Source organism: Acinetobacter sp. M5A5_2a, assembly GCF_053345265.1.
On record NZ_JBKEZV010000004.1, the window covers coordinates 107,251 to 124,307 of the forward strand.

15 protein-coding genes are annotated in these 17,057 nt (G+C 39.3%); 11 read left to right on the forward strand and 4 right to left on the reverse strand.

Annotated elements, in window-relative coordinates:
• The first annotated feature begins 19 nt into the window (after positions 1-19).
• From ACLBWE_RS07305 to ACLBWE_RS07345, 9 genes are all read left to right on the forward strand, one after another.
• Positions 20-2,059 (forward strand): UvrD-helicase domain-containing protein, encoded by a 2,040-nt coding sequence (locus ACLBWE_RS07305; protein ID WP_005042641.1) that lies wholly within the window; start codon positions 20-22, stop codon positions 2,057-2,059.
• Positions 2,060-2,082: 23 nt separating this feature from the next.
• Positions 2,083-2,535 (forward strand): dUTP diphosphatase, encoded by a 453-nt coding sequence (gene dut / locus ACLBWE_RS07310; RefSeq protein WP_003653255.1) that lies wholly within the window; start codon positions 2,083-2,085, stop codon positions 2,533-2,535.
• Between the two features lie 199 nt (positions 2,536-2,734).
• Positions 2,735-4,153, forward strand: a complete 1,419-nt coding sequence (locus tag ACLBWE_RS07315; protein ID WP_348950141.1) for a phosphomannomutase/phosphoglucomutase — start codon at positions 2,735-2,737, stop codon at positions 4,151-4,153.
• Positions 4,154-4,168: 15 nt separating this feature from the next.
• On the forward strand, positions 4,169-5,074 hold the full coding sequence (gene argB / locus ACLBWE_RS07320; protein ID WP_056478360.1) for an acetylglutamate kinase: 906 nt from the start codon (positions 4,169-4,171) through the stop codon (positions 5,072-5,074).
• Positions 5,075-5,196: 122 nt separating this feature from the next.
• Complete coding sequence (locus ACLBWE_RS07325; RefSeq protein ID WP_447602006.1) at positions 5,197-5,979, forward strand: GNAT family N-acetyltransferase; 783 nt, start codon at positions 5,197-5,199, stop codon at positions 5,977-5,979.
• A 107-nt stretch (positions 5,980-6,086) separates the two neighbouring features.
• Positions 6,087-6,935 (forward strand): class II glutamine amidotransferase, encoded by an 849-nt coding sequence (locus ACLBWE_RS07330; protein ID WP_003653249.1) that lies wholly within the window; start codon positions 6,087-6,089, stop codon positions 6,933-6,935.
• A gap of 251 nt (positions 6,936-7,186) precedes the next feature.
• A complete protein-coding gene (locus tag ACLBWE_RS07335; protein ID WP_017388663.1) occupies positions 7,187-7,642 on the forward strand; it encodes a bacteriohemerythrin in 456 nt (151 codons plus the stop codon).
• 151 nt (positions 7,643-7,793) lie between these two features.
• Complete coding sequence (locus tag ACLBWE_RS07340) at positions 7,794-8,861, forward strand: hypothetical protein (RefSeq protein ID WP_447602009.1); 1,068 nt, start codon at positions 7,794-7,796, stop codon at positions 8,859-8,861.
• Entirely contained in the window at positions 8,861-9,172 is a 312-nt protein-coding gene (locus ACLBWE_RS07345) for an RnfH family protein (protein ID WP_005048580.1), read from the forward strand. The genes ACLBWE_RS07340 and ACLBWE_RS07345 overlap by 1 nt, the downstream gene beginning before the upstream one ends.
• A 67-nt stretch (positions 9,173-9,239) precedes the next feature.
• On the opposite strand, the gene ACLBWE_RS07350 is transcribed toward ACLBWE_RS07345, so the two are convergent.
• Positions 9,240-9,638, reverse strand: coding sequence for an outer membrane protein assembly factor BamE (locus tag ACLBWE_RS07350; protein ID WP_003653245.1), 399 nt, complete (start codon positions 9,636-9,638; stop codon positions 9,240-9,242).
• A gap of 111 nt (positions 9,639-9,749) precedes the next feature.
• Between ACLBWE_RS07350 and fur the strand changes: the two genes are divergently transcribed.
• Positions 9,750-10,187 (forward strand): ferric iron uptake transcriptional regulator, encoded by a 438-nt coding sequence (gene fur / locus ACLBWE_RS07355; protein WP_003653242.1) that lies wholly within the window; start codon positions 9,750-9,752, stop codon positions 10,185-10,187.
• A gap of 69 nt (positions 10,188-10,256) precedes the next feature.
• On the opposite strand, the gene ACLBWE_RS07360 is transcribed toward fur, so the two are convergent.
• Entirely contained in the window at positions 10,257-11,375 is a 1,119-nt protein-coding gene (locus tag ACLBWE_RS07360) for a PilT/PilU family type 4a pilus ATPase (protein WP_004641663.1), read from the reverse strand.
• A 19-nt stretch (positions 11,376-11,394) separates the two neighbouring features.
• On the reverse strand, positions 11,395-12,432 hold the full coding sequence (locus ACLBWE_RS07365) for a type IV pilus twitching motility protein PilT (RefSeq protein ID WP_003653239.1): 1,038 nt from the start codon (positions 12,430-12,432) through the stop codon (positions 11,395-11,397).
• A 126-nt stretch (positions 12,433-12,558) separates the two neighbouring features.
• On the opposite strand from ACLBWE_RS07365, the gene ACLBWE_RS07370 reads away from it, so the two are divergent.
• Positions 12,559-13,251 (forward strand): YggS family pyridoxal phosphate-dependent enzyme, encoded by a 693-nt coding sequence (locus ACLBWE_RS07370; RefSeq protein WP_017391777.1) that lies wholly within the window; start codon positions 12,559-12,561, stop codon positions 13,249-13,251.
• A gap of 200 nt (positions 13,252-13,451) precedes the next feature.
• On the opposite strand, the gene ACLBWE_RS07375 is transcribed toward ACLBWE_RS07370, so the two are convergent.
• Complete coding sequence (locus tag ACLBWE_RS07375) at positions 13,452-17,048, reverse strand: AAA family ATPase (RefSeq protein WP_447602014.1); 3,597 nt, start codon at positions 17,046-17,048, stop codon at positions 13,452-13,454.
• Between the last annotated feature and the right edge of the window lie 9 nt (positions 17,049-17,057).

Here is a 17,057-nt window from a genome sequence, read left to right on the forward strand (position 1 = left end):
AATTAAGAGGTACTACACGATGTCATCTGCCAGTCAATTGAACAACAAGCAAGAAGAAGCCATGAAATATACTCAGGGCCCTTTATTGGTGCTTGCTGGTGCTGGTTCAGGTAAAACATCGGTAATTACTCGTAAAATTGCTTATTTGGTGCAGCATTGCCGTATTCCAGCGCATCGTATAACCGCGATGACCTTCACAAACAAAGCTGCACGTGAAATGAAAGAGCGTGTGACCAAGCTTTTGTCACGTGAAGAATCAAAAGGCTTATCGGTTTCCACCTTCCATACTTTTGGTTTAAACCTTTTACGTTTAGAACTTAAAAATTTACCTTTAAAAGCTAATTTTTCGATTTTAGATGCAGATGACTGTAAACGTATTTTGATGGATCTGATGCATCGCGACAATTTGTCGGGTGCAGAAAGCAAAGAATTAATTGCCAAGGCAATGAAGAAAATTTCAGATTGGAAAAACGATCTGATCGTGCCAGAGCAAGCACATTCGACTTGTGAAACACCTGAAGATGTACAGTTTGCGCATCTTTACCAACTTTATGAACGTAATTTACGTGCTTACAACGCTGTTGATTTTGATGACTTGATTGTTATGCCAACACGCTTATTGCAAGAAAATGCAGAAGTACGTGATAAATGGCAAAACCGTGTTCGCTATTTATTGGTCGATGAATATCAAGATACCAACACAGCCCAGTATATTTTGGTCAAGCTTTTAGTTGGGGTGATGGGGCAGTTCACTGCGGTAGGTGATGATGACCAGTCGATCTACGCGTGGCGTGGGGCTAAGCCTGAAAATATGGCTTTGCTTAAACAAGATTTCCCAAATTTACATATTATTAAACTTGAACAGAACTATCGTTCAACGAGCCGTATTTTAAAAGCAGCGAACTGTGTGATTCAAAATAACCCACATATTTTTGATAAGAAATTGTGGAGTGATAAAGGGCATGGGGAAGTCATCAGAATTATTACGTGTCGTAATGATGATGATGAAGCAGAGCGCGTGGTAAAAGACTTACTTACTCATAAGCTCATGAACGGCAAAAACTGGAAAGATTATGCGGTTTTGTATCGCGGTAACTTTCAGGCGCGTGTATTAGAAACACAGCTTCGTCAGATGCAAATCCCGTATAAACTCTCTGGTGGTACATCTTTCTTTGCTCGTGCAGAAATTAAAGATGTAATGAGTTATTTGCGTCTTATTATTAACCCTGAAGATGACAGTGCTTTCTTACGTATTATTAATACGCCTAAACGCGCCATTGGGCCGGTTACTCTTGAGAAGTTAGGTTTATTCTCACAAGAAAATAATTTGTCTTTGCTTGGTGCTTCTGCTGACCAACGCTTAAGCATGGTGCTTCCTAAAAAAGCAGAAACTCAACTTCATGAGTTTGCCGACTTTATTGCGACATTTACTCGTGAATTGCTAGAAGACGATGAGCCTGTGCCTAAAGTTCGTCAAATGATGAACGAAGCAGGCTATATGGATTATGTTCGTGAACAGTCTGCAACACCTGCACAAGAGAAAAGTAAACTCGATAATATCGAGAATTTATTTAACAGTATTCAAAACCTGATTAATCGTGCAGAAGATGTTGATGAAAAAAATATTGAAAGTGTCATTCGAAAACTGGTTCTGCTTGACCTGTTAGAACAGCAGCAGGAAGAAGAAGATACAGACAAAGTCAACTTACTTACGTTGCATGCGGCAAAAGGTTTGGAGTTCCCATATGTTTATATTATGGGATTAGAGGAAGAACTTTTACCGCATAAAAACTCAATTGCAGCAGAAACCATTGAAGAAGAACGTCGCCTTATGTACGTGGGAATTACTCGTGCACGACAAGGTTTAACCTTAACTTTGGCAGAGCAGCGTAAAAATGGCGGGCAGATGAGACAGATGACCCCAAGCCGTTTCCTTGATGAACTCCCTCAAGATGAGTTGGAGTGGTTAGGGCGTAAAAAGAAAATTGCGGCTAATGTTGACCCTAAAGAACAGGCTCAACAATATCTGGCAAATTTAAAAGCTTTATTAAAGCGTTAATTTTTTAATTTTTAGGAAATCCCATGAAAGTTCAAGTGAAATTGCTCGATCCGCGTTTAGGTAAAGAATGGCCTTTACCTTCATATGCAACAGCAGGTTCAGCGGGTTTAGATTTACGTGCCTGCGTCGATGAAGCAATTGATATTGAACCAGGACAAACTGTTTTAGTGAAAACAGGTATGGCAATTTATATTCATGATGTAAATTTTGCTGGTTTAATTTTACCGCGTTCAGGTTTAGGTCATAAACACGGTATCGTGCTTGGCAATTTAGTTGGTTTAATTGATTCGGATTATCAAGGTGAATTGATGGTTTCTGTTTGGAACCGCGGTCAAACGACTTTCCGTTTAGAACCAGGTGAGCGCTTGGCACAATATGTTTTAGTGCCAGTAGTGCAGGCTGAATTTGAGCAAGTAGAAGAATTTGAAGAAACTTTACGTGGCGCTGGTGGCTTTGGTCACACAGGCAAACAATAAGTTTTTTGAAAATATTAACGAAAATCAAACGCCTGTTGAACAGGCGTTTCTTTTTACATCTTGAATGTTACAATGGATTATATTACAACACGCTTTACTCATATTCTTTTAACTTTTTTAGCAAACAAACCTTTCAAAAATTTTGAATAATCTATGTTTTTGCGATAGATCGGATTGATCTTTAAATAGAAGATATACTATGAATGTAAGACACTCATTTCCAAAAAGTATTTTTCGTGCTTACGATATTAGAGGCAAACTTTCTTACTTAACCGCGGACGTTGTTCGTTCGATTGCCTACGGATTGGCACAACAATACAAACAAGCAAAACAAACTCAATTAGTGATTGGCTATGATGCCCGTCTCACAAGTCCAGCCTATGCACACTTAATTGAAGAAATTTTAATAGAACAGGGTTTAGTGGTCACAAACATTGGTTGTTGTTCATCACCAATGATGTATTACATTGCGCGAGATTTTGGTGGCAATGGCATTATGGTGACTGCAAGCCATAACCCAAAGTCCGATAATGGTATTAAGTGGATTTTAAAAGGTGAACCGCCGTCTCCAGAAATGATTCAGCAGGTGGGTGAAGAAGCCCAAACTTATGTACCAGCCCATTCAATTTCTGTTCTTGAATTAATGGCGGCTCAATTTAAAGCTGAGTTTTGTCAAAAATACCAGCAAGCTATTTTTAAAGATATTCAGTTAAAACGTCCTTTAAAAGTTGTTTTAGATGGTTTACATGGCTCTGCTGGACACTGCTCAAAATTAATATTGGAAAAAATGGGCTGTGAAGTGATTGCTTTACGAACCCATCCAAATGGAGAGTTTCCAGACCATGCACCAGACCCTTCGCATGCAGCCCATTTAACTAATTTGCGTAAAGCAGTTGTTGAGCAGCAGGCAGATATTGGCATTGCCCTTGATGGGGATGGTGACCGTGTTGTTTTAGTCGATGAAAAAGCCCAGATATTGACCGCAGACCGATTGTTGTCACTTTTTGCGCAAATGTGTCTAGAGCAGCACCCAGAGCAAGAAATCGTTTTCGATGTGAAATGTTCACGCATGGTTCAAAAAACGGTTGAACAACTCGGTGGAAAAGCAAAAATGATCCGTACGGGAAGTAGTTTCTTGCGGGCTTATTTATCTCAGTCAAATGGACGCGCCATTTTTGGTGGAGAATATGCAGGCCACTATGTTTTTAATGATGGGCGTGGTTTTGGCTATGACGACGGTTTATATGCTGCATTACGTGTAATGGAATATTTTACCCAATCTGATGCTACAACAATTTCCGAATTGTTTGCTCCTTATCCAGAAAGATGTTGTACAGAAGATACCTATATTGGTACGTATCAGTCCGATCCAAAGTATGTATTACAAGATATTGAAATTTTAAGTCATCGTTTAGGTGCTCGTATCAGTAAAATCGATGGCGTACGTCTTGATTTTGATGATGGTTTTGGCATTATTCGAGCATCAAATACTGGTGAATATTTTACAGTAAGATTTGACGCAGATAATCCTTTACGATTAAAGGAAATCCAGCAAAAATTTGTAGATATGTTGCAAGAGCACTATCCGCAAATTGCACAAGAACTTTCAGAGGCCTAAGTAAGGAGAGGCGTAATGCCCCAACATCAGCATATCGGTATCGACAAAGCAAAAATCTTGATTGAAGCTTTGCCGTATATTCAACGTTTTACTGGTAAAACGCTGGTGGTGAAATACGGTGGCAACGCGATGACTGATCCGGAGCTAGAAAGTTCATTTGCCCGAGATATCGTTTTACTTAAAACGGTAGGGTTAAATCCGATTGTTGTTCACGGTGGTGGGCCACAAGTAGACTCATTTTTAAAGCAGTTAGGTCGTGAATCTGACCGTATTGACGGTATGCGTGTAACTGATGCTGCAACCATGGAAGTGGTTGAAATGGTACTAGGTGGTAGCGTAAATAAATCAATTGTTAACCTGATTAATAAACATGGTGGCCGTGCTATTGGTTTAACAGGTAAAGATGGTAATTTACTTCGTGCTCGTAAATTGCTTATGGAAAAGCAAGAAGAAGACGGTTCTATCAAACATATTGATTTAGGTATGGTTGGTGAAGTAACTGGCGTTAAAACTGATGTGCTTGAAATGTTTACCCAAAGTGACTTTATTCCAGTTATTGCGCCATTAGGTGTAGATGAAGAAGGCAATACTTATAACATTAATGCCGATTTAGTAGCAGGTAAGGTTGCAGAAGCATTAGGTGCTGAAAAATTAATTTTGCTCACAAATATTAGTGGCGTGCTGGATGAAAACAAGAATCTGTTAACTGGCCTTACTACGCAAGAAGTTGACCGTCTCATTGAAACAGGCGTGATCTATGGCGGTATGATTCCTAAGGTAGGTTGTGCACTTGATGCTGTTAAAGGCGGCGTTGTTAGTGCGCATATTGTTGATGGTCGCGTACCACATGCAACATTGCTTGAGATCTTTACTGATCATGGGGTTGGAACACTGATTTCTAATCGCGCAAAAACTGCTTAATAAAACCGTTATTCTCAATAAAAAGATCACTCTAGGTGGTCTTTTTTTATATCATTTTAATTTGGTCATTTTTTTGTCATGAGCTTTGACTAGTGTAAGGGGTGTCACTAGGAGCGTTCATTATGCTGGAAAAATTTAATCAATATCGCCAAACCTGGACTTTACCTTTAAATCGTCATAAAGCAATAAATCAGACACAATTTCGTTTTGAGTGGGTTGATAATTTAAAAGAATTACAAGATGTACAACGATTTCGTGCACAACAATTTAGCCAACAATTTGGAATTCATTTTGAAGATAACTTAGATCAAGACATTTATGATTTTGGTTGCGAGCATGCAGTCTTACGTGAAAAGTGGACTGGAGAAATTGTCGCGTATACCCGTCTAAAATTATTTCAAGGTCATGAGATAGCACAAAGCTACAGCGCACATGAGTTTGATATTGTTCCTCAGTTATCACACCTTCCTAATGTGTTAGAAATAGGGCGTACGTGTGTTCATCCTCGCTTTCGTAATGGTAAAGCATTGTCGATGCTGTGGTTGAACCTTGCACCGAAAGTATTATGGTCAATGCGCGCTAAATATTTGATGGGTTGTGTCAGTATTCATCTGCAAGATAATTTGGCTAGAGCGTACTACACGCATCTCCAGATTCAGCAATTATCTGAAAGTAAAACAATTGATATTCGTTCGAAAAAAATCTATGAGCCTGAATATCCTGAGTTCAGTTTTCCACAAGATGAGCGTATGCCAAAATTGTTCCAAATGTATTTGAGTATGCAGTCAAAACTATCTAAACAGGCATTTTTTGATGAAGAATTTAACTGTCTAGATTATTTTGTATTTCTGGAAGTGAATAAAGTGGCGACTTCATTTGTCATGAATAAAATGGGGCAGCGTTAATCATATGTCCTATTTTCTAATAGCCAGCACATATTGAGATTTGCAAGCAATTTTACTCTCATGCACAATAGAGTATGTGAGGTAATTAGAAGTAGTTTAAAAGCGATATGTGCCAGCTATTAGGAATGAATTGTGCAACACCAACGGATATCACTTTTTCTTTCCGTGGTTTTTCACAGCGTGCAGGAATTACCTCAGATCATAGTGATGGATTTGGTATTGCATTTTTCGAAGACAAAGCTTGCCGACTATTTGTCGATAACCAGTCGGCAGTTGAATCTCCAATTGCCGATCTTATCCGTAATTATCCTATTAAATCGCGTAACGTGATCGCGCATATCCGTAAAGCAACTCAAGGTAAAATTACTTTAGAGAACTCTCATCCTTTTATTAGAGAGTTGTGGGGCCGTCATTGGATTTTTGCCCATAATGGTGATTTACATGATTTTAACCCACCACTAAGTGGACGTTTTACCCCTGTGGGTAATACAGACAGTGAACGTGCATTTTGTTATTTGCTTGATCAACTGGTTGAAGCTTTCGGTTATGAAGAACCGAGTCTTGATGAGATATTTGAAGTATTAGAAAAAATTTCTCCACAAATTGCTGAATACGGCACATTTAATTATTGTTTGTCGAATGGGAAGGCATTATTTAGTTACGCGATAACTAAATTACATTGGTTAGTTCGAGAATATCCATTTAATCAGGCTCATTTAATTGACTTAGATGTTGAGGTTGATTTTAGTCAGGTCACTACACCTGAAGATCGTGTGGCAGTTATAACGACAGAACCTTTAACACATAATGAAAACTGGACTGCTTATCAACCAGGTGAAATGATTTTATTTCAACATGGTAAGCCGATTAAAAAAGCAATTACTCATGTGGAAAGATTAAAACGCGAGCAGGAAAATCCAGAGCTTAAGCGTATTACTCGTGCAGATCAGTATTAATATAAAGTATATTTAAAATGTATGAATAGAGATATTTATATATATTTTACATTTAATAGTAAGGTATTTTGTTTAAAAAATACTTTATTATTTTAGTTGGTTAATTTTTTAAAAAACAAATAAAAACAACAAGTTGATTTAAATATAATTTTTATGTGATAAAGCCGACAAAATAGCTTTGTTTTTATTTATATTCTTTAAATATATCATGAGGTTTATGCAACAGTCATTGAACATCATTGGGGAGATGTATGAAAATGAAATGGGCTTCAGAATATAATACGGGTATCGAGGTTATTGATGAGCAACATAAACGAATACTTGATTATATTAATGAAATTGATGATGTAAAAGATGATGAAGATAGACGTCGTATTAAAGACGTTTTAGATAACATTATTGATTATACGCAATCACATTTTACTTTCGAAGAAAGTTTGCAAGAGGAAGCTGATTATAAATATCGTGTACCACATAAACGTGTTCATGATTTATTTATTAAAAAAATAGAGTTATATCGTGAGCGTTTTGAAATGGGACATACTGTTGAAAAAGAGCTACAAGAAATTTTAGCAAAATGGTTAATCAATCATATTCAACATGACGATGCCGATTATGTGGGGGCGGTAAAAGAAAATATGATGGGAATTATTAGAGAAAAAGAAAAGAAGAAAGGGAAAAACTGGTTTGCTCGGTTTTTCGCATAACTTAAATAACAAAACTTATAATTTTAGTTAGCGCAGCAAACTATCGATTCGGTAGTTTGCTTTTTTTATTGAGCAAACTTTGATTTTCAGGCATGAGACGGGCAAAATATCTATAGTCTTTTTCAAGGAATGCATAATGCAGGACATACCTATGTCACGATGGTTATCGCCCCTGATGGCGTTTTGCTTATCTTTCATCATTATGGCGACATTGGCACCCGCTATGGGAATCCAGATTGATCGTCAAATCGATTTCTGGTTATTGTGGTTAGGCACAATGCTGTTATTGGCTCTGCCAGTTTGTTATTTGGAAATTGCCTTAGCAAAACGGTCGAAGACTACTGCCTTAAATGCTTTATCAAGTTTAACTCGTGAAGCAGATAGTTCACCAAAATGGCGTTTGGCTGGTTGGCTTGCAGTTATTTTTATTCCATTTTTAGCAGGGAATGTACTGAGTACTGCTGGCAACTTACTGACAGCACAGCTCAATAATAGTGTTTCTGGGCAAATTGTTTTTGCTGGCCTTGCGGTTGCAGCTTTAATTTTATCTTTTATTCCGCGTCAGATTTTAATTGTGCTAATGACAGTCGGCGTAATCGCTTCTCTTGTTTTAGCTAATACAATGGGAACGACTTTACAGCCTTGGCATTGGACAAATGTTGAGTTTAAAGAATGGGGTAATGCGACCGTACTTGCACTTGTTGCAAGTGGTTTAGGCTTAGGACTTTACTGGCAAAATAGCTTATCTGTAATTCACTCTCAAGAAGGTGCCACAAAAACTGCACTTCCAATCTGGTTGGCTCAGTTAATTGCTGTCGTTGCGTTTGGTTTCTTTTCTCTTCAAGCACAGCTTCCAGTTTTTACCTGGATTTTTACTGCGGTAATGACAACAGCTTTGTTTATTCAACTTGCCAAAGAACAGCTTGCTCAACGTCAGCTGATGTACGTTTTACAATGGGTTGTCATTATTTTGGCAATTGCAGTTTGGGCTGTGCCTGAACTTCATGGCATCTTTACGTTGATTTTGATGCTTTGGGGATTACTCATTTGCCTCATCTATGCAATTTTTGCTGGTTGGATTATGAAAATTAGCCACTTGCGTAAATCGATGAATTTTAGCAATGAGTTGTTTTATAACTTGTGGCGTATTGCAGTGCGTATTGTTTTACCGCTTTCAATTGTCATTGCCATGATTTCGGTAGTTGGACAAATGATCTGATGGAAAAAGCTCAGCAAGTGTGGGTTGCTTTTGCAGCCCCAGAGCAACAGTTCTTAGTTGCTATTCCATTTGAAGCTGGTATGACTGCATTACAAGCGGTTGAGGCAAGTGGTTTGCAGACACAGGTAAGTTTACCTGAGCCATTACAACTTGGCATCTTTGGTGCAAAAGTTGAGGCACATGCGATTTTGCAAGCAGGTGATCGGGTAGAGGTCTATAGACCTTTAACTATTAACCCTAAAGATATACGCCGTAACCGCGCCGAGAAAAATCCTGTGGGACGATATATTAAAAGTAATCGCTTAAAGTAATAAGTCCCATAAATAAAACCCCTCGAAGTATTTCACTTGAGGGGTTTATTTTTATTAGAAAAAACGATTATAGTGGTGGGGCAGTTAAAATCGCTTCTTTAGAAGCAGGTAAACCTGGTTGCGATTCTGGAATAGTTTCTAAACCTTCAATTTTAGTTACTGTGCCAGTGCCATCAAAGTAAATTTTTAAATGCTGACCATGTGCTGCGGGGATTTTTGCCTTTTTAGCATAAGTTCCCGGGATATAGTTGTAAATGTAGTCCCAGCGTTGAGGATTGAGGGGATCAGTCACAGTTGGACTACCAAGCAAAAAACGCACTTGCTGGAAATTCATGCCGACTTGTACTTGAGAGGCCTGAGCTTTGGTCAAAGGAGTCCCTTGAGGAATATCAACCTTATATACACCAAAGATTGAACAACCAGCAAGGAGTGAAGTGACTAATAACGTCAGCACGAGTTTTTGCATTTTGCTACACTATCCCAATAAATTATGATGCATTTGATCAAAGGATAGATCATACTTCATCTAAATTCTATTGCCTATTCCAACTTGAGATTTGTTGAGAGACCTTTTTTCATGCCTATTTCCAATCAAGATTTGCGCAAAGCTGGACTTAAAGTTACCCTTCCACGAATTAAGATTTTGGAATTATTAGAAAATTCAAAGCAACATCATCTTAGTGCTGAAGATATTTACAAGACTTTGTTAGAACAAGGGGAAGATGTCGGTCTTGCGACAGTTTACCGTGTGTTAACACAATTTGAAGCTGCGGGTATCATTCAGCGCCATCATTTCGAAAATAATCATTCTGTTTTCGAAATCATGCAAGAAGATCATCATGATCATTTGGTTTGCTATAATTGCAACAAAGTTATTGAATTTACTAATGATGTTATCGAGAAGGAACAGCATGCTGTAGCAGAACAACATGGGTTTACCTTAACAGGTCACTCATTAAACCTCTACGGTTACTGTAACGAACCTGAGTGTCAGGAAGTGTTGCGCAAGAAATAATCGTTTTCACATAAAGAAAACAAATAAAAAAGGAAGGTTACGTTTAACCTTCCTTTTTTTATGAAGAAATTACTGTCGATCGAAGGTTAAATGCTGATTTGTGCCTGCTATTTGATCAGGTCCTTCTTCGGCAAGCTTAATGGTCAAACGCAAATCGTTTGGTGAGTCGGCATGTTTTAATGCATCTTTATAGGTAATTTGGCCTGCTTTATAGAGATCAAACAACGCTTGGTCAAAGGTTTGCATACCGAGTTCACGCGAACGCTTCATTAAATCTTTAATTTCATGAATTTCGCCTTTACGAATGTAGTCAGAAATTAATGGCGAGTTAATCAAAATCTCAATGGCTGCACGACGTGAATTGCCATCTGGTGTTGGAATAAGTTGCTGCGCAATCATGGCCTTTAAGTTAAGCGATAAGTCCATGTAAAGCTGACTGTGGCGGTCACTTTCAAAGAAGTGAATAATACGATCGAGCGCTTGGTTGGCGTTGTTAGCGTGCATCGTAGCCAATACAAGGTGACCTGTTTCAGCAAAGCCAATCGCGTAGTCCATAACTTCACGAGATCGAATCTCACCAATCAAGATCACATCTGGTGCTTGTCGCAAAGTATTCTTTAAGGCAATTTCAAATGAGTCTGTATCAATGCCGACTTCACGTTGGGTAATGATGCAGCCTGCATGTTCATGAATAAACTCGATTGGGTCTTCAATGGTAATGATATGACCTTTAGTGTTGTGGTTACGATAGCTGATCATTGAAGCCAATGAAGTCGATTTACCAGTACCTGTTGCACCAACAAAAATAATGATACCGCGTTTGGTCATTGATAAATCTTTAAGAACAGGCGGTAACTGCAAGTCATCAATGGAAGGAATTTTAGTTTCAATTCGACGTAGTACCATGCCTGGCATGTCACGCTGCTGAAAAGCGCTCACACGAAAGCGGGCCGTTTTATCACGGTTCATGATGGCAAAGTTACATTCACGAGTATCTGCAAATTCTTTGCGCTGTTTTTCGCTCATGATGGAATGTAATAGTTGACCAATAACGTCCCCAGAAAGACTATTTTTTGAAATTGGAACAATTTGCCCGTTAATTTTCATAGATGGCGCAACACCATCTGTAATAAAAAGATCGGATGATTTTTTTTCAACCATGAGGTTGAGTAGGTCGTTAAAATCCATATTTATTCTCTAATTATTTTTATAGGAATGATTCAGGCTGTTTTGCAGCAGTACGTGCAGTTTGTGGACTAATCACACCACGAGAAACTAGACCTTTTAAGCTTTGGTCGAGTGTCGTCATGCCATGATTTGCACCAGTCTGAATTGATGAATACATTTGTGCGACTTTATTTTCACGAATTAAGTTACGAATGGCAGGAATACCAATCATGATTTCATGTGCTGCCACACGCCCACCGCCGTTCTTTTTAAGTAGGGTTTGCGAAATAACAGCCTGTAAAGATTCTGACAACATGGCACGAACCATGTCTTTTTCTTCGGCAGGAAATACGTCAATCACACGGTCAATAGTTTTTGCAGCAGAAGTCGTATGTAGCGTACCAAACACCAAGTGACCAGTTTCAGCAGCGGTAAGTGCTAAACGAATGGTTTCAAGGTCACGCATCTCACCGACCAAAATAATATCGGGGTCTTCACGCAGTGCCGAACGTAGTGCTTCATTAAAGCCATGCGTATCACGATGCACTTCACGCTGGTTAATCAAGCATTTTTTTGACTGATGTACAAATTCGATTGGGTCTTCAACGGTTAAAATATGGTCATAACGGTTTTCGTTAATGTAGTCCATCATCGCTGCAAGCGTAGTTGATTTACCCGAACCTGTTGGTCCTGTAACTAACACAATGCCACGTGGGTAATCACAAATATCTTTAAAGATTTGACCTAAGCCTAAATCTTCCATAGTGAGTACTTTTGATGGAATGGTACGAAACACTGCACCAGCACCGCGGTTCTGGTTAAATGCATTGACACGAAAACGCGCAACATTGGGAACTTCAAAAGAAAAGTCTGTTTCGAGCTTTTCTTCATAGTCACGGCGTTGTTTATCATTCATGATGTCATAGACCAGACGGTGAACATCTTTGTGGTCTAAAGCTGGTAAGTTAATGCGACGGACTTCACCATCAACGCGAATCATTGGTGGCATGCCAGCAGATAAGTGTAAATCGGACGCGCCATTTTTCACAGAGAAAGCGAGTAGCTCTGTAATATCCATAATTTCCCCAAGTAAATCAAAATATGTCATTATTTTGTAGAATAATATACGGCTTTCACCGAGGCATACCAACACTTCGCTTTAGGTGAAAAGCAAAAAAGTTTTTTGAAAATGAGAACCTTGTCAATGAATTACCTGCAAGATGCGCGACAGCACGTATTACAGCAAATCCGACGTGCTTGTGAACATGCTCAGCGTGCGCCTGAAACTGTGCAACTTTTAGCCGTATCAAAAACACATCCAAGTGAAAGTTTGTGTGAAATGTATGCAGCAGGGCAAAGAGCATTTGGCGAAAACTATTTACAGGAAGCTTTGGAAAAAATTGAAGCTTTACAAGATTTAGAAATTGAATGGCACTTTATTGGTCATGTTCAGCGGAACAAGACTAAAAATTTGGCTGAAAAGTTTGATTGGGTACACGGTGTAGATCGTTTAATTATTGCTGAACGATTATCTAATCAAAGGCTTCAAGATCAATCTGACTTAAGTATTTGTTTGCAAGTGAATATTGACGGGCAAGATAGTAAAGATGGTTGTGCACCAGATGAGGTTGCCGAGTTAGTTGCTCAAATTAGCCAATTACCCAAAATCAGACTACGCGGTTTGATGGTGATTCCAGCGCCAGACAATACTGCCGCTTTTGCAGATGCTAAGCGTTTGTTCGATGAGGTGAGAGAAAAACATGCTCACCCTCAAGACTGGGATACTTTAAGCATGGGAATGTCGAGTGATTTAGAGGCTGCAATAGCCGCAGGTTCAACCATGGTCCGTGTGGGAACTGCTTTATTTGGTGCTAGAGACTATTCGCAAAAGGGTTGATGTACGCTATTTCGTACGTTCATTGCGTCCTTTTGCGGCTATGGCGGGAAGTGGTTTTCACTTATTATTAATTCATCAGGAGACAGGATGTTTCTAAGAATAACAATAAACAGTGATGAATGGATGCATACAGGTACGACAGGAGTTATACCAACGCAGATTCTAAAAAAGCCCCGACAGGATGTCGGGGCTTTTTAGTTTTAACCAATAACCTCAATGGTACTTGCGCCAGCACCAAGTGGTTTCACTTGAATTTGTACAGGAATACGCTCATGCATTTCTTGAATGTGCGAGATGAGAACAACCTGACGACCCTGATTTTGTAATTGATCTAAAGCATTCATCACCATATGCAAAGAAGATGCATCTAAGGTTCCAAAACCTTCATCAATAAATAGAGATTCAATTTTCATTGAACCTGAAGCCATATTGGCAATGGCTAAAGATAAGGCGAGGGCTGTTAAGAAGGATTCACCGCCAGATAAAGACGAAACTGAACGCATTTCTCCGTCCATATCGTGGTCGATAATGGCCAGACTTAAAGATTGGTCAAGTCGTTTTAATGTATAACGTTGAGAAAGCATCGCCAGTTGCTGATTCGCATGTTCCACTAAAATATCCAGATGATATTGCTGGGCATAGTCACGGAACTCTTTGCCTTTGGCATCACCAATCAGACCTGAAATTTTGCTCCAGCGATGTTCTTCTTGCTGAATGTTTTGAATTTGCTGGGCATACTGTTGCTGTTTCGCAAGGTTTTGCTGGTGCAGCTCTAACTTCAGTTTGAGCTGATCACGAATTTCCAGTTGGGCTTTAAGCTCTGCAATATTGTCTTGAATCAGGTTCAGAAGCTTTTCAAATTCAATATCTGGCTGAGTTTGTAAGTGATCGGTTAATTGCTCTTGCATCGTCTTAAGGGCAGATGAAGCTTCACTGAGTAGACGTTCTGCCTGATTAAGGCGGTTACGGATATCTTGTTCTTGTGCTGAATTAATCTGTATGAGCGCTGTAAAGTCCTGTGCCTGAAAATCAGAATGCTCGTTTAACCAGTTTTGAATTTGCGCATTAATCTGTTGTTGATGTTGCTCGGTGTGTTGATATTGATGCTTGAGCTGATCTAGCGCCTGTTTTTGTTGCTCGAAGTGCTGTCTGGTCTGTTCAAAACGTTGTTTAGACGCATGATAAGCCGTTTGTTGATGCTGACGTTTGGCATCATGCTCAATTAACCAATCATGAGACTTAAGGTCAGAAAGGCCTGTCATTTGCTGAATGAGCGATACCGCTCTTTCATTATTTTGTTGCCCCTTGAGCGTAATCTCTTTGAGATTTTGATCGATCTCATTAATTTGTTTGGTCATTTGCTCAAGGTTAGCTGTCAGCATTTTAAGTTCTTGTTGCTGCTGTTCAAAACGCTGAGAAAGCTGTTCTTGTTGTTCAAGTTGCTTAGCACGTGCATCAAGAATAGACCAAGTCTGCTTAGCCGTTTGGCTCCTCGACTGCTGCCATGCGTGCTGTTCGGATTCAGATAAGCACTGAACAATATGCTGAACTTGTTGTTGCCATTGCTGTGCCGTATTGAACAAGCTTTCACTACGCTGAACATGTTGAAGCAACTGGTTCTGCTGCTTAATCGCTTGGGTTAAACGCAAGTTTTCTGAGTCAAATGAACTTATTGAAGTTTGTGCGGCTTGTCTAAGCTCGTTAAGTGTTTGTAAGATTTGTTCTGGAGGTTGAGCAAGATCAATTTGCAATTGGTTGAGACTTAATTGCTGAACAAGATCTTGCTGCAAGTTTGCTTGTTTTGCATTAAGTTGAGATAAATGTTTTTGAACTTGTTCGAGCTCGGCACGACACTGGGTAAGTGTCTGCTGTTCGCTTTGCCACGTGTTAAATTTAGTTTGCTCTAGCGCTACTGCCTGTTGTTCTTGTTGTTGCTGCAAGTCGAATAAGGCCTTGGAAACTGTGCTGTCATCAATACGGTAGGGGTGATGCGTGCTGCCACAGACTAAACAAGCTTCGCCTTCTTTAAGATTGGCTCTTAACTGTTCAATATTTTCAGTATGTAATAAACGTTGTTGTTGCAAGATGTGCTGTAATTTTTCACGCTCTATTTTTGCTGTTTTGTAGTCTTGCTCAGCTAGCTGGCAAACGGTTTTTAGCTGCTGTTCTTGAGCTGAGGTTTGGCTATATTTTTCGGTGAATTGCTGAAGCTCAGCATAGAGCTCATGATAAATTTTAATTTTTTGTTGAATGAGGTCTAGCTGAGTAATTTGAGCAAGCTTTTGTTCTTTATCTTTACGCTGTTGCTCAAGTTTTACCTCAATCTGTTCAACCGTACCCACCGAAGCCGTCAGTTGTTCAAGTTCACTTTTAGCTTCCGATAGTTTTTGACGAGCTAGAGTAGGGTTTCCAAGCTGTTGTTCAATCGCTTCGTAGTTTTGAATAAATTGCCCGAGTTGATGCAAATGCGCTGAAAGGCCTTTATCTAATACAGCATATTGCCCAGTCTGAGTAAGCTGTTGTTGCAGATGGATTTGATTTTGTTGAAGCTGCTCAATCTGTTGTTGAACCGTGTTTTGCTGTTGTTGCAACGGGTTGAGTTTCTGCTCTAGAACATTTCTTTTTTCTTTGCACTTTTTATATTCATCTGCAATAAATGTGCGCTCTTGAATAGACTGTCGAACCTGATTTAAAGCAGGTTGATGCTGTTGCTCAAAATCGAGCGTTTGTTTGAGTTCTTGCTCTGCTGATTGATATTGTTTTTGTCCCGTTTCAAAAATTTGAACCAAATCATTAAACTTAATTTGAGCTTGCTGAATTTGCGGCTCAAGTTGTTGTAGGGTTTGTAAATTTTGAGTCTGCTGAAAGACCTGTGGGCGTATTTCAGAGAAGACTTCGAGTCGTTTTAATTGCTCACGTTCACCCGCAAGTTGCTGATGCTGGTTTTGCTGGGTTTGAAACTGTTGCTGTTTAGCTTGAACATCAAGCTCAAGTTTGGCTTTACGTTCAAACCATTGTTGTTGTTTGTCTAAGACATTTTTTTGTTGTTCTAATTTTTGATAGTTCTCTTGAGCTTGCTGATATTGTTCGGTAAATGCTGCGATTTCTTCATCAGATAAAATCTCAATATGACCTAAAAACTCTTCAAGCTGTTTACGCTGTTTGGCAATATCTGCTGTTTTACGAAAAGCCAGCTCACCGATTTTGGCGAAAATGCTGGAGTTTGTCAGGTACTCAAGTAACTCGCCGCGTTCACTATCTCGTGCTTTTAAAAATGCCGTGACTTCTGACTGGGCAAGTAAAACAGCACGGGTAAATTGTTCAAATGAAAGCTGGGTAATTTGTTTAACTTTTTCATCAACTGCTTTGGCTTTATCGGCAAGTACCACACCATCGGTCAGGCATTTTAAGTGGCGTTGCACACTTTGTAACTTACCATTCGGATTTTCACGCGCACGTTTAATTTCCCAGCGTGCTAAATAGCGTTTTTGATCTTGTGCAATAAAACAAAGTTCAGCAAAACCATGTCCTGTACCTCGGCGTAAAACAGTTAAAGGCGAATTGGTGAGTAACTCTGAACCATCAACATCTTTTAATTTACCATCGCTGTCTTTAAGACGTGGAACGCGATTAAACAGGGCCAGACACATGGCATCTAAAATGGTCGATTTACCAGCACCAGTTTTCCCGACAATGGCAATTAAGCCTGCGTGAGCTAGAGGCGCGCTTTCAAAATCAATAAAGTGCTCGTCAGAAAGAGATGCCAGATTTTTTATACGAATAGATAAAATTTTCATGACATATCC

What these genes read in the sequence shown, in the direction of transcription:
- ACLBWE_RS07305 (WP_005042641.1), top strand. Translation starts at nt 20, where the DNA reads ATGTCATCTGCCAGTCAATTGAACAACAAGCAAGAAGAAGCCATGAAA.
- dut (WP_003653255.1), top strand. Translation starts at nt 2,083, where the DNA reads ATGAAAGTTCAAGTGAAATTGCTCGATCCGCGTTTAGGTAAAGAATGG.
- ACLBWE_RS07315 (WP_348950141.1), top strand. Translation starts at nt 2,735, where the DNA reads ATGAATGTAAGACACTCATTTCCAAAAAGTATTTTTCGTGCTTACGAT.
- argB (WP_056478360.1), top strand. Translation starts at nt 4,169, where the DNA reads ATGCCCCAACATCAGCATATCGGTATCGACAAAGCAAAAATCTTGATT.
- ACLBWE_RS07325 (WP_447602006.1), top strand. Translation starts at nt 5,197, where the DNA reads ATGCTGGAAAAATTTAATCAATATCGCCAAACCTGGACTTTACCTTTA.
- ACLBWE_RS07330 (WP_003653249.1), top strand. Translation starts at nt 6,087, where the DNA reads ATGTGCCAGCTATTAGGAATGAATTGTGCAACACCAACGGATATCACT.
- ACLBWE_RS07335 (WP_017388663.1), top strand. Translation starts at nt 7,187, where the DNA reads ATGAAAATGAAATGGGCTTCAGAATATAATACGGGTATCGAGGTTATT.
- ACLBWE_RS07340 (WP_447602009.1), top strand. Translation starts at nt 7,794, where the DNA reads ATGTCACGATGGTTATCGCCCCTGATGGCGTTTTGCTTATCTTTCATC.
- ACLBWE_RS07345 (WP_005048580.1), top strand. Translation starts at nt 8,861, where the DNA reads ATGGAAAAAGCTCAGCAAGTGTGGGTTGCTTTTGCAGCCCCAGAGCAA.
- ACLBWE_RS07350 (WP_003653245.1), bottom strand. Translation starts at nt 9,638, where the DNA reads ATGCAAAAACTCGTGCTGACGTTATTAGTCACTTCACTCCTTGCTGGT.
- fur (WP_003653242.1), top strand. Translation starts at nt 9,750, where the DNA reads ATGCCTATTTCCAATCAAGATTTGCGCAAAGCTGGACTTAAAGTTACC.
- ACLBWE_RS07360 (WP_004641663.1), bottom strand. Translation starts at nt 11,375, where the DNA reads ATGGATTTTAACGACCTACTCAACCTCATGGTTGAAAAAAAATCATCC.
- ACLBWE_RS07365 (WP_003653239.1), bottom strand. Translation starts at nt 12,432, where the DNA reads ATGGATATTACAGAGCTACTCGCTTTCTCTGTGAAAAATGGCGCGTCC.
- ACLBWE_RS07370 (WP_017391777.1), top strand. Translation starts at nt 12,559, where the DNA reads ATGAATTACCTGCAAGATGCGCGACAGCACGTATTACAGCAAATCCGA.
- ACLBWE_RS07375 (WP_447602014.1), bottom strand. Translation starts at nt 17,048, where the DNA reads ATGAAAATTTTATCTATTCGTATAAAAAATCTGGCATCTCTTTCTGAC.